The organism is Pseudoalteromonas sp. SG41-2 (assembly GCF_014164535.1).
In the GTDB taxonomy this organism is placed as follows: Bacteria; Pseudomonadota; Gammaproteobacteria; order Enterobacterales; family Alteromonadaceae; genus Pseudoalteromonas; species Pseudoalteromonas rhizosphaerae.
On the sequence record NZ_JACJFK010000009.1, the window covers coordinates 80132 to 93681 of the forward strand.

Below are 13550 nucleotides of genomic sequence, written 5' to 3' on the forward strand. Positions count from 1 at the left end.
CTCGCGTAAGATTTGCTAATAGTGATTGTTGCATTACACTTTGCTTGCTAAACAAGGCATTACTCAAACTGTATTTCTATCGGCTCGCTAAGCATTTCATCACGGCTTACAGCAACAACTCGGATATGTGAAAGTGCAAGTCCATTGTTGTTATTCTCAACTGTGATTGAGCGTATTATTGATGGGTAAATTTTATATTGCCAATTATCGCCATATTTAAGATAAACAAGCGTTTTAAATACATGCTCAGGTTGCGTATGATGCCAACTCAGTTTTGTCACCTGTGCATATTGGTTATAGCTCACTGCAGGTTTACTGACCTCCTGAACTGGTAACCAATTTGATAGTGGCAGTAATGCTTGATGTTGAAACACGCCCTTTTCTATCACCTGAGAAAAGTCAGCGTTTTCTAATGATTTTACATTCCAAAATACAAAGCCTGGCGAGTTATTAAGCATCGCCCGATTGATCATAATTTGGTTAACGACTTCGTCGATTCCTGCATCCGTATTTGCTATCAGTGTGTTGATACCTGGCCATAAATGACGATTTTGAGTATTTTGCAATTGCCACCACGCAATTAACAATGGATAGCTTTGCGAGTATTGGTTGATAGGCCAATATAATTGCGGAGTAAAATAATCAAGCCAACCTTCATTTAGCCATAGTTTGGCATCGGCATAAAGCTTTTCATACTGATCTAAACCACGGATCGTGGCCGGTTGCTTTGGACGATATATCCCAAATGGACTAATACCTACTTGTACATGTGGCTTCAGCTGCTTTATTTGCTCATAGAGCGTTTTTGTAAATTGATTCACGGCAGCTCGACGCCAATCACCTTTACTTAATTTACCTCCTTGTTTTTGATAATCTAAATATTGGCTTTGATCAGGAAAATCTTCACCTTCATTATAGGAAGGATAAGGGTAAAAATAATCATCATAGTGAAGGCCGTCAATATCATAGTTTTCTACCAACTCTAGTAACGTCGCAATACTATAATCGATCACTGACTGATTAGTTGGAATGAACCAATGCATACCATTTTTAAGCTGCACGACATCTTCAGCCATTTGCATACTAATTGATTGTTCGCTGACAATTCCACCTGATGGGTGATGAACGCGATAAGGATTGAACCACGCATGTAGCTTTAAACCTCGCTGATGCGCTTGTTCAATCCAAAACTGCAAAGGATCATAAAATGGTTCTGTGGCTTTCCCCTGCTCACCGGTTAAATAGTAAGACCATGGCTCAGTTGAGCTTTGGTAAAGTGCATCAGCTTGTGGCCGAACTTGAAAGATAACTGTATTAAAATTATTCGTTTGCAGCGTATCTAATATTTTTATTGCTTGACGTTTTTGCTCATCAACAGGCAAGCCTGGTTGCTGCGGCCAGTTAATATTCGCAACAGTCGCAACCCATGCGGCGCGAAATTCACGAACAACATCTTCGGTATGAATAGTTGCAAGCAGTGGGTTAGGTTGTTGTTTAGTATTAGGTGTTAAAGGAGCGGACTGACAAGCGATTAAAGTAACAGATATGAGCACAGAGAAAATTACTCGGATCATCATTGATTTCCTGACAAGTGAAAAAATATAGCCGATAGTGAGGACTATCGGCTATTTATATCGTATATGGGGGGAATTAAAATTTATACTGGGCGCCGAGTAAGAATCTACGACCATAATTATGAATAGCAAGTGGACGATTGCTATCTGACATACCAGTGCTGTTACTTGACATTGAACGCTGGTCTTCATCGGTTAAATTAATGGCTTGAAATACCACATTCAGATTATCAGTCACATTGTAGCTAAGGTTCAAATCATATTGACCAAAGTCATCAATGTACTGGTTGAGTCCTAAATAAGTTGTATAAAAGTATTCAGAACGATAAGTATATGAAACCCTTGCACTAAAACCCATATTCTCGTAATACACTGTGGCATTGAAGGTATCTTCTGAATTATTAGGCAGAACGGCTTCTTCTCCTGCAGCGACCTGCTCAGCTGTTTGCTCAAGCTCTGCATCTGAGTAAGTATAGTTAGTTTGAATACCAAAACCATAACCTAGCTTTTGCGTATAATTAACTTCAAAGCCTGAGTTTTCGCCGCCTAAACCATTTAATGGTTGAGTGATCAAGAAAGTACGCAGTTCTTCAGCACCGGTATCTGGATCAGTCCACATCCACTCTTTATCAACAGTGCTATTTGTAATGTATGAATCGATATCTTTATAAAAGTAAGCTAATGATAAGATAGATGACTCATTAAAATACCATTCAGCTGATAAGTCATATTGCGAAGCACGATATGGTTTTAAATCAGGATTACCTTCATTACCCTTACAGCCTGTTGCTGCAGTGCAATAACCACTTTTACGAGCGGATAAAAAATCATAATCAGGACGAGACATAACTTTTGCTGCAGCAAAACGCAGGATGATCTCATCACTGTAATCATAAGCGATATTTAAACTCGGTAAAAAGTCGTCATAACTAGTAGAAAAACCAACTTCTTCGATATTTTGCGGATCAAAACTGCGGCCCGTATATTGTAGTGACTGCGAGTCAACATCGGTTTTGACAGCTCGAACACCTAAGTTACCGCGAAAATCACTAAATGAAAACAATGCTTTAACGTAACCTGCAGTAATGCTTTCTTGCAAGTCATATGTATAATCTAGATGTTCATAAGGCGCTGTTGATGGTTCGGTAGAAGCAATCCAATGACTATAAGCGGCATTATCAAATTGCCATAAAATGGCATTCTCACCCCCCATAAAATCATTAACTGTGGTAGTTGCAAACTGGCCTAAATTATTCGTACTGCCATCAGCCCCCTTTTTAGGATAATTTGCTTTAATTAAGTTTGCGGCTTTACTGTGTTCTCGGTATTTGACCCCAGTTTTTATCGCCGTAAAGTAATCATTATCGAGTCGATACTCAAAATCAAATTGCACATATTTCTCATCGGAATCATTCGCGATATCATTTTTATGATTGTAGTCTAAGCGATAATCGGCAGGCGTAAGAGAATCTGATAATTCAACTTCTGGCATGCCATTTTCTATGCTGTACGAAGCGTCAGTGTTTGCGTAGTACTCTGAATATACGTCACTTACTGCGCCTTCAGCTTTACTATAGCCAAACTGTGTTGTCAGAGTGTAGTTATCTTTTGCATAGGTAACTTTAATATCGTGAGCTTGAGTTTTAAATTCACCTTGGTATCCGGCATTTCCGTAATAGCCTAAATTATTATGGGCAGGTAAAGTCCCAGCAATCACAGTCCCATCGACAATATCGGCCTGCTCAATATTGCCGATGTTTTGTAATATAAAACCACTCGAATAAGTACCGTATGACTCATGCTCAGATTTTGAATACAAGTTATTAAATAAAATATCTAAATTTGCTGAAGGTGCGTATTGTAAGGTAGCCGTAATGGTATTTAAATCCGAGTCACTGGCATAGCGATTATAACCTACCGCACCAGGGTAATACTCATTATTGCCATCACCGTTGGCATCAACACTGCGGTAACCAAATCTTACTTCTTTACTGTCTCTTTGGGTTGCGAGTTCTTTGCGCACAAAGCCCACATTAAAACCAAAGTCTTCATCTTCATTTTTCCAAGAGTATAAACCTGAAATATAAGGTTTAGTTTCATCGGCATTTTCAAAATGAAATGCTTTCACTGACAGTGCCGCATAGTTAGATTCACTGTCCAGTGGCTTGCGTGTTCTAACCACCACAGTGCCGCCAATTGAACCTTCATCAACATCAGCCTCAGCTGACTTAAACACTTCTAAAGTATCGACTAACTCTGCAGGCAAAAGTGAATAGTTAAAACCACGTGATGGACGAGTGATAGACGCTGATGCCGTCGCTGAAGCAACACTCTGACCATTTAATAAGGTAATGTTTAGATGGGGTGCTGTACCACGAATACTTACTCGGTCACTTTCTCCGCCTAAGTCTTTTTCAACTTGCACACCCGGAATACGTTGCAGGGCATCTGCTACCGTTTGGTCAGGGAATTTACCGATATCTTCTGCAGATACCGCATCAACAACACTGTTAGCAAACCGTTTCATATTGAGGCTCTTCTCGACAGACGCAGCGTAGCCTTTTACCTCTATACGTTCGATATCTTCTTTTGTTAAGTTTTCTTTGTCTAATTGCTCTGCATCATTAGCAAAAGCCGTACTAGAAGCTGAAATAACCAAAGTGGCGAGTAATGATTTTTTGAATTGAGCTGTAATTGTGTGGAATTTATTATTCATAGTATAAGCATTTAACCTTTTTATATTGCAAAGTACTTGTACGGCTTCAGCTAATTTAAAATAGCTAAATCAAGACATATTTTATAGTTTTGTTACCTGCTGTTAACTTAGTCAAAAAAACACACAAGGTCAATATAATTTATTCCAAAATTAATAAACATTTGCAATTTATAATTCCAAAAATACACAAAATGTCCTTTAGTCGCTATCTAAATAAAGCACTTAAATTTATGAAAAATGAGAGCCTTATAAATAAGTGCAATTAAAACAAAAGATTAACGATATAGTGAACTTCGAGGTTAATTTAAATTACGCAGTAGTAAGATACCGTAATTTAAATTAGGTTGGCGCAGAATTGGCAAATTGGACTACTTTGTCGATAACTTAGGGGGCCTTGTAAGCAAGTAGTACTGATCTGTTATTGTAGCTACTGAGGTTTTTGCTGGTTTTTTGGCTAATTGCAGCGCATGATAAATAATATGTTTAGTTGCTTTGCTCAACCCCACAAAACATTTTAGCTTGGGGTTTTGCATCTAACGCTAATAAAAAATCATCAGGGAACTGCATTTCGTTTGATATCGAATATGCTGTATCCAGCGCCCATAAGATTTTGCCAAACACTGGGATCATTTGGGCTTATTACATTAAGCCCGATTTAATTAACTGTGCCACATAGTTTTAGTTTTGACCAAACACTGTTAGCTCTGCGAAGAGTAAAACATGGTAAGTACGAATCACCATCTAAGGATTTTTTAATGCCATCAATCCTTAGCTCTGCGCAATCAAAATGATTTTCTTCAAAAAAAGCATAAAACTCTCTGTTGATGCAAAAGAATTGATATTAAATGGTTCAAATTTTCCAATTTACTTAAAACTCAATCACTTCAATCGCACCGCGTTTTTGCATAGTTACAAACAGCTTGGTTTGCTGGTCATTAAATGCCACATTGGTTGGATGCTGCCCTGTTAAAGTATAGGTTTGCAATATCTTACCTGCGGGACTAATTTTTAAAATAACACCTGCGCCATAACGGGCTACATACAGGTTACCTTGGTTATCAACACGCATGCCGTCCATACCATGATCGTCAAATGTGATCAGCGGCTGCTTATTGCTGATGTTTAGCTCACTATCAAGATCATATTGCCAAATAATCCGCTGCACGCTTTCGTTTACGTAGAGTTTACTATTGCTGTTATTAACCGCCACACCATTGGTGGTGCCCATATTCTCTTCTAATAATTGAGTACTGCCATCTGTATTTATACGCCATAATTTGCCGGTAGCATCAGCCCAATTAGGGTCGCTGGCAAACAACACACCGCGTTTAGTTATGGCAATATCATTTGGTTGATTCATGGTTTTATTATGAGCAAAAACCTCAACGCTTTTACTATTAGCAGGCACTTTTAAAATATTATGATTTACATAATCCGCAATATAGAGATTACCTTGGCCATCAAATTGCAAACCATTACCAACGCTGTCATTTGGCAGCTTTAAAAATAAGCTGGCTTTACCATTGTTATCTACCTTACCAATGGTGCCCTGATCAGCAAAATTAACTGCGTATAAATGCTGCTTATAAAAAACAGGTCCTTCAACGCCTTGAGTAAACACATTATCAGGCACAAACTCCTTACTGTGCTGCGCAATACTGGTGGCACTAAAAAGTGCTGCACAGCTCAATCCACAGATCATCGCTTTCATTTTATTATTATTCCTAATTTAAATTATTACTGGTGAAGATGCTCAAAATCGGGAAATTGTCTTCGCCAAACGACAGCGTTAATGTGCGCTGCTCACCATCGTCTAGTTTAATATTGTCAGCCAGAGCCATAGGCGATATTCGTCTGCCATCGGCAAATAACGCCATAATATGTTCAGCCTGTAAAATGCGTGAACCTGACGCGTCATTACGAATTGTCACCACTGCGACTCGCCGGCCTTGCTCACTGCTCATCAGCACAGAGTTAACCACACTGAAATCACTGTTTTTAGGCCTTACTTTCGCATCATTTTCAAAACTAAACTGCATTCCCTGTAACGCAACTTGATCGACCGACAATACTTCATCATTTGCCTTTACCAAACCGCTCACAAAAGCACTGACTAGCAGTGGCAGTAAAACCAACAGTTGTATTTTCATTTCATTCCCTCGCTAACAACATCTATCTAAAGGTTATTTTTAACACAACTTGTGTGCTTTCTCATTTAATTTTTCAATTTCTTTAATAACTAAAAAGATTTTATTAACAGTGCTGTGACGCTAATAGAAAGCTCTATAACTTTGTGCTCAATCGGCTTCTACCTTTATTTTTTGTACCAAAAAATCTACGGCGGCTTTCACTTTTGGTACTAAATATCGCTGTTTTTGATATAACAAATAAATAGCCATATTAGAGTTTTGCGTTACCGCAAGCTGATGTTCAAACTTAAGTTCTTGCAACTCGCCCGACTCAAGGTATGGAGCAAGTGCCCAGCGAGTTGACATTAAAATGCCCTCCCCATTACAGGCTTTTTTACTAAGCCATGCTCCGTTATTCGAAATAACCACAGCAGGCCCTGACACGTCATGCCATTGCTCATCTACTTTGCATAGCCAAGGGGTTGGCCCTAGTGGCGTTTTAAAATAAAGGCCATTGTGATGCTTTAACGCCATAGCATGACTAGGCACACCGTGCTGCTGTAAATAACCTGGTGACGCTACAGGAATAAACTCATTGTCCATCAATTTTATGGCTAACACGCGCTCATTGGGTGCATAACCACCGCGAATAGCAATATCAACATCGTCACGGCCCAATGTCGATAGTTCATCACTGAAGCTAACATCGAGTATAATTTCAGGGTATAACGCATTAAATTCATCTAACAACGGTAGTAATATTTTATCACCAAAACTTACCATCGAACTTATTGATAAGCGCCCCATTGGTGTTGTTTGATAACTGCGCACAGTTTCGTGGCTTTGCTCTAACTGGTTTACTATTTGCTGAACGTCGTTATAGTAAATTTGCCCCACTTCTGTCAGCTTCACAAGCCGGGTTGTGCGTTTTAAAAGCGTTGCTCCTAAGCTTTTTTCTAGATCAACCACTCGTCTTGATAAAGAAGAAGGCGGCACATTAAACGTGCTCGCCGCTTTAGTAAAGCTACCCGTTTCGACAACTTTAATGAAGTACCGTATTGCACGTAGTTGATCCATCTAACTTCTCCTTCTAATGAGCAGTATTATTGTCTTAAAGACAAAAGTTATTGGTATTTTCTCCTATATATAATCAGATTAAAACAAGTAATAATGTATTCAGCTTAAACGTATGTGTTTTTATTTCATTTACTAGCGTTGTTAGCCCTTGTCGGCTTTGCAAAAAGTAAAAGCTCACATTCAGGTAGTAAATGCTAAGTAATACTTAGCGTTTGCACAAATTCATACAAATTTTTAGGAGCGGACATAATGACAGATAAAAATATCCAACTTACTTCAACTATCAGTGAAGATAATAAACTAACGCTTGCCCTAAGAAATATCGATATGCCACAACCTGGTGCCGATGAAGTAGTGATTCGTATTGAGGCTACGCCATTAAATCCATCTGACTTAGGCGTTTTATTCAGCGCCGCTGATATGTCCAGTGCAAAGCAAACTGGTACTGAGCAAAACCCAGTTATTACCGCTGATGTTCCTGCTCAATTTATGCCATCACTTAAAACACGTGTTGGTAAAGCCACACCCGTTGGCAATGAAGGCGCAGGTACGGTTGTGGCCGCAGGCTCATCGCCAGCTGCACAAGCATTAATGGGTAAAACTGTTGCTGTAATTGGTGGTGGTACGTATCGCAAATTTATATGCGCAAATGTGCAAAGCTGCTTAGAATTAAAAGAAGGAACGACGGCTAAAGAAGGTGCGTCGGCTTTTGTTAACCCACTTACTGCATTAGCAATGGTTGAAACAATGCGTGCTGAAGGCCATAAAGCAATTATTCATGCCGCAGCGGCCTCTAATCTTGGTCAAATCCTAAATCGAATTTGTATTGCCGATGGTGTTGATTTAATCAATATTGTACGTAAGCCAGAGCAAGAAAAGTTACTACGTGATATGGGGGCAAAGTATGTTGTTAACTCAAGTAATGATACTTTCCTTGCTGATTTAACAGCCGCAATTATCGAAACCGGTGCAACGATTGCGTTTGATCCAATTGGTGGTGGCCAACTAACGAGTGACATTCTTAACTGTATGGAAGTCGCTGCAACTCGTGACATTACAGAATACAGCGTTTATGGCTCTGACACTTTCAAGCAAGTTTATATTTATGGTGCCTTAAACCGCGGCCCAATTACGCTAAATCGCAACTTTGGCTTTGCGTGGGGTGTTAATGGGTTCTTACTATTCAATGCGTTAGGCAAACTTGGTACTAATACAGTAATTGCAATGCGTAAACGTATTGCAGATGAAATTACCACAACCTTTGCAAGTAATTACACCCATGATGTGTCATTGCCAGAGGCCTTACAATTACAATCAATTGAGGCTTACTCGAAACATGCCACAGGTGAAAAATACTTAATTAAACCGCAAGCGTAATTAAGCATAAAAAACCCCCTTCTTAATTGTGGGGGTTTAAAATGTAAGAGCAGACACTGATTGCGGTGCCTGCTTTTTATATTCTCGTAATAAAAAAGAGTTAGGCAGCTCTTTGTTTTAGATGTGCTGACTGTGTGGCGCTCATAACTACCTTCAAATGATTTAAAGCTTAAATAATGTTTATCGTAATGTTAAACACCCAAGTTAACCACTCAACATGCGCTCTCAAAGTTGTAAGAAAAAACAAAAATTCTGCCAAATAGCAGTAAGCAGAGTAGCTGTTGCACAGCTACAAAAGTGATTCTCCGTATAGCGATAAACTTATCTAGGCTGGCTGTTGAATTTATCAAGCATAGCCCTAATTTCATTAGTTAAGCATTTAATTCGCTGCAGAGACTATAACGACTGAGCATTTAGATTTACAGCCGTTATGCAGCCTTCTTTTAATCAGACAAGGAAAAAATTATGCAAGCTATTTCAAATAAACAATTTACTCTAAAGTCTCGTCCTCATGGTGCGCCAACGCTTGATAACTTTGAATTTAAAAGCGTACAAATGCCTGAACTACAACAAGGTGAAGTATTACTACGCACTATTTATTTATCATTAGACCCATACATGCGTGGCCGCATGAGTGATGCAAAATCATATGCAGACCCTGTTGAGATTGGCGATGTCATGGTTGGCGCAACCGTATGTCAAATTGAGCAATCAAATAACGACAAGTTTGCAAAAGGCGATTGGGTACTAGCCTATACAGGCTGGCAGGAATATGCGATTTCAAATGGCGAAGGATTAATGCCATTAGGCAAAGAGCCAAGTAATCCATCGTATGCATTAGGTATTATGGGTATGCCTGGCTTTACCGCTTATATGGGGCTACTTGATATTGGTGCACCGAAAGAAGGTGAAACCGTGGTGGTTGCAGCAGCAACAGGCCCAGTAGGTGCAACTGTTGGGCAAATTGCTAAACTCAAAGGTTGTAAAGTAGTCGGTGTGGCAGGCGGCAATGAAAAATGCCAATACGCAGTCGAAAAGCTTGGTTTTGATGCTTGTATTGACCACCGCAGCGATGACTTTGCCAAACAGTTAGCTGACGCATGTGATGCAGGTATTGATGTTTATTATGAAAATGTGGGCGGAAAAGTCTTCGATGCCGTATTACCACTATTAAACACCGCTGCGCGCGTACCATTATGTGGTTTAGTGTCGCAATATAATGCGACTGAGTTACCACAAGGACCTGATCGCATGGGGGCTCTAATGGGTCAAATTCTCTCTAAGCGCATTCGTATGCAAGGCTTTATTATCTTTGATGATTATGGCCATCGTTATGATGAGTTCGCCACTGATATGCAAAAATGGCTTAGCGAAGGAAAAATTCATTACCGTGAACATTTAGTAACAGGTTTTGAAAATACCGTATCAGCGTTTAACGATATGATTGACGGCAAGAACTTTGGCAAAACGGTAGTACAAGTAAATAAACCGCTTTAAATTTACCCTGCGCAGCAACGGCTGCGCTTTTAAGGATAACTATGATCAAGTTACACCATTTAAATAAATCCCGCTCTAAACGTATTATTTGGTTACTCGAAGAGCTAGACGTTGACTACGAAATTGTGGCTTATCAACGCAACAGTGAAACCTTTTTAGCTCCTGATGAGCTTAAAGCGATTCATCCACTGGGCAAATCACCAGTCATTGAGGACAATGGCCAAATCATTGCTGAATCAGGTGCGATCACCGACTATTTGATCAGTAAATACGGTAACGGTAAGTTTGCGCCAAGCCGTGACAGTAAAGACTATATTGACTACCAGCAATGGCTGCACTTCGCTGAAAGCTCAGCAATTTTACCGCTATTATTAAAAATGTTTGTGAAAAAAGATGGCGCTAAAACGCAATTTTTAGAAGGCTATGCCGATGCAGAAACCGCCAAAGTTATTAGTTACTTTAATGACCGCTTAGAAGGTAAACGTTACTTAGTGGGAGACTCTCTAACCGGTGCTGATTTTATGATGTCGTTTATTGTTGAAATTGTTAAAAATGCAGGTCAACTTACGCATTTTAAAAATCTCGTTAAATACGATGAGCAATTACAAACTCACGAGAAATTTCATTCCGCTAACGAGTTAGAGGCAAAGTACGACTAAGTTAGTTTTCGTTTTGGCTGTTTAAGGTGGTTTTACAGCCAAGCGATGCACTCATTGCGGTTCGGTCTATCAAAATAAAGCATGCTGCTAATAATCAAGTAACTTTACCAAATTCTGCGGTAAGTAATTTAAAACATGAGCCATAGCAGCCAATCAGTGCATTAAATTGCAGCTGAGATACCTGGCATATCGGTGTAGAATAAATAGCTAACATGTCCAAGGAAACCAGTTTATCCTTAAAAAACAATGCACAAGAAGCAGTCGCAATGGCTGAGTTATCAAAAACACTGAAGCAGTACATTAGCTATTTCAAAGTGAACTAAAGAGCGCTTTAATACTTTAATCTACTAATCTATATCCTACCGCAGGCTCAGTAAGTAAATACTTTGGGCTTGCGGGATTTGCCTCTAATTTTTGCCTTAGCTGCGCTACATGCACACGCACATATTCAGGACGATTTATATATTGCTCTCCCCATATATGGCTTAATATTGCATTATGAGTCAGTACCTTATCTTTATTTTGAAATAATAACAGTAAGATTGCATATTCCTTTTTAGTCAGCTTAACCTCATTGTCACCAACACGCACAATATGCTTATTTGGGTCAATACAAATGTCGCCACATTGCAACGCAAAACTGACTTGATTATTAGTACGCAGTAACACCCGAATACGCGCTAATAGTTCATTGGCGCTAAAAGGTTTAGTAAGGAAATCATTGGCCCCATTATCAAGCGCAGTGACTTTTTCCACTTCACCATCACGAGCTGAAAGCACTAATACCGGTAACTGGCTCCATTGCCTAAACTCCACTAGCCAGTCTTGACCATCCATATCCAAAAGCCCTAAATCTAATAATACAAGGTCATAACTTTGCTCACTTAAAAGTGCAAAACCATCCAGCCCTTTATCACAAATACTCAGCTCATAGCCACTGGCTTGCAGTAAGGTTTTTAAAAAGCTTTGCAACGGCGGAGAATCTTCAAGTATTAAGATTTTAGTCATTATTTTTTATCCAGATTAATTTTGCCAAGGCCATTTCTGTATCGTTATCTATCGTCAGTGAAAATGTGCCTTGATGAAACTTAGCAACCACATCACAAATTACACTGCCAAGCCCTACACCTTCATCAGCACTTGCCTGTGGCTTGCTAATTAATTTATTGCTCAATAGTAATTGATAACTCACCGCTGACTCGTAACGGCTTTGGGTAAATTCAACAACCACCTCACCATCACCATAACGCCATGCATTTTCGAGCATATTTGCCAGTGCTATTTCTAACAGTGTCACATCGCCTTGGCAGCTCGAATTGGCATCAATATTTGTTGTTACCACAAAATGCGCTAATTGCTGCTGCCTACGTGCTTTTGCTTCGCTTAGCAAAGCTTGCAAGTTAATTGTTTGCCAGCACAGGTTTTCGCCCATTTTATTTACTCGGCTAAGCTCCATCACCTTGTCAAAATGCTGATTAAGAATTTTACTTTGCTCATAAATATTACCGGCCTGCTCTTTTATTATCGCTTCACTGAGTGTGATCTCATCATCGGCCAACATGCTTGAGGCGCCCATAATAGTTGCCAGTGGCGTGCGCAAGTCATGAGATAAACTGCGTAATAATGCATTTTTAGCACGCTCGAGTTCAGCTTGAACTGAAATTGCCGCCGACTGCTGCCTCAGTAAGGTTTTCTCATGTACCTGATACAACAATGAAATTGCGGTATTTACGAAGCTCCTTTGTCCTTCAGACAGTAACGTTGCAAAAGCAAACCCCCCCATACTTTGCTCTTTATCACTTAATAGCATAAATTCACCTGCCACTTGCTGACGCATTTGTTGAAATTGGCAAGTAATGGCCAAATGCTCGCTAATAAGCTGCTGAAAGTACTGCTTTTGCTCATCCAGTGCGTCTAAACTATTTAATCCTTTAGCCAGCTCATACAGTGTTCGACTATTACTCGCGTGTAATTGTACATCTCGCACCTTAGTGTTTAATTCGCCCGCTAACTGGCTGATCATCAGTCCCACAATGAGCATCACGATAAAAGTAACTAGATACTCAATATTTTCAATATGAAAAGTAAAATACGGGGTAACATAAAACCAATCGGTACACGCTACACTGACCAAGGTGGTAATGGCTGCAACGCGTCGGTTACTGCGAACTGCAACCCAGGCGACCCATAACAGCTGTAACATCACAATGTCGGTGGTCGAAAACCAATCTCGTAACGGATAAATCGCCATAACTACAATGATCGGCATTATCACCGCCAAAAAAAATGCTTTATATTTGCTTGGTTTGCCCTGCACTTGATTCATTAACGATTCCTCTGACAATTAACTACATAGGTTACTGCCTTTTCAATATTGCCTCTATAAAGTTTTTATAAAGTTTTTTATCTCATTTATAAAATCTTTATAAAGCTTTGCAGTGCAGCGCTGACTTTACTATTTGATCCCGTATATTCAACTCAACTTTAGTGATTGCGTGTTACCTGCTATAGGTATTTGATA

The 13550-nt window shown here is 39.5% G+C and carries 11 protein-coding genes; 3 read left to right on the forward strand and 8 right to left on the reverse strand.

Translation table 11 applies throughout. The annotated features are described in order from the left end of the window. Window positions 1–59: 59 nt before the first annotated feature. The 6 genes from H5186_RS09070 to H5186_RS09095 all read right to left on the reverse strand — a co-directional run bounded on the left by H5186_RS09070 (window position 60) and on the right by H5186_RS09095 (window position 7496). Window positions 60–1577 (reverse strand): glycoside hydrolase family 10 protein, encoded by a 1518-nt coding sequence (locus H5186_RS09070; RefSeq protein ID WP_259400304.1) that lies wholly within the window; start codon window positions 1575–1577, stop codon window positions 60–62. 73 nt (window positions 1578–1650) lie between these two features. Then, window positions 1651–4290 (reverse strand): TonB-dependent receptor, encoded by a 2640-nt coding sequence (locus H5186_RS09075; RefSeq protein ID WP_182794373.1) that lies wholly within the window; start codon window positions 4288–4290, stop codon window positions 1651–1653. Between the two features lie 483 nt (window positions 4291–4773). Continuing rightward, window positions 4774–4920: a hypothetical protein gene (locus H5186_RS09080; protein ID WP_182794374.1), complete on the reverse strand. Its 147-nt coding sequence runs from the start codon at window positions 4918–4920 to the stop codon at window positions 4774–4776. 238 nt (window positions 4921–5158) lie between these two features. Then, complete coding sequence (locus H5186_RS09085; protein WP_182794375.1) at window positions 5159–6001, reverse strand: SMP-30/gluconolactonase/LRE family protein; 843 nt, start codon at window positions 5999–6001, stop codon at window positions 5159–5161. A 13-nt stretch (window positions 6002–6014) separates the two neighbouring features. Continuing rightward, a complete protein-coding gene (locus H5186_RS09090) occupies window positions 6015–6440 on the reverse strand; it encodes a hypothetical protein (RefSeq protein WP_149981933.1) in 426 nt (141 codons plus the stop codon). Between the two features lie 147 nt (window positions 6441–6587). Further along, window positions 6588–7496, reverse strand: coding sequence for a LysR family transcriptional regulator (locus tag H5186_RS09095; protein ID WP_149981934.1), 909 nt, complete (start codon window positions 7494–7496; stop codon window positions 6588–6590). 249 nt (window positions 7497–7745) lie between these two features. On the opposite strand from H5186_RS09095, the gene H5186_RS09100 reads away from it, so the two are divergent. The 3 genes from H5186_RS09100 (at window position 7746) to H5186_RS09110 (ending at window position 11029) form a co-directional block, all read left to right on the forward strand. Next, a complete protein-coding gene (locus tag H5186_RS09100) occupies window positions 7746–8873 on the forward strand; it encodes a zinc-binding dehydrogenase (protein ID WP_182794376.1) in 1128 nt (375 codons plus the stop codon). Between the two features lie 465 nt (window positions 8874–9338). Beyond that, a complete protein-coding gene (locus tag H5186_RS09105; RefSeq protein WP_182718258.1) occupies window positions 9339–10370 on the forward strand; it encodes an NADP-dependent oxidoreductase in 1032 nt (343 codons plus the stop codon). Window positions 10371–10411: 41 nt separating this feature from the next. Beyond that, window positions 10412–11029: a glutathione S-transferase family protein gene (locus H5186_RS09110; RefSeq protein ID WP_182794377.1), complete on the forward strand. Its 618-nt coding sequence runs from the start codon at window positions 10412–10414 to the stop codon at window positions 11027–11029. Between the two features lie 339 nt (window positions 11030–11368). Here H5186_RS09110 and H5186_RS09115 read toward each other — a convergent pair whose 3' ends face one another. Together H5186_RS09115 and H5186_RS09120 are read right to left on the reverse strand one after the other, a co-directional pair. Continuing rightward, window positions 11369–12037 carry a response regulator gene (locus tag H5186_RS09115; protein WP_149981938.1) on the reverse strand — a complete coding sequence of 223 codons (669 nt, stop codon included), beginning with the start codon at window positions 12035–12037 and terminating at the stop codon, window positions 11369–11371. Next, on the reverse strand, window positions 12030–13355 hold the full coding sequence (locus H5186_RS09120; protein WP_182718255.1) for a DUF4118 domain-containing protein: 1326 nt from the start codon (window positions 13353–13355) through the stop codon (window positions 12030–12032). Before H5186_RS09120 ends, H5186_RS09115 begins: the two co-directional genes overlap by 8 nt. Window positions 13356–13550: the final 195 nt, after the last annotated feature.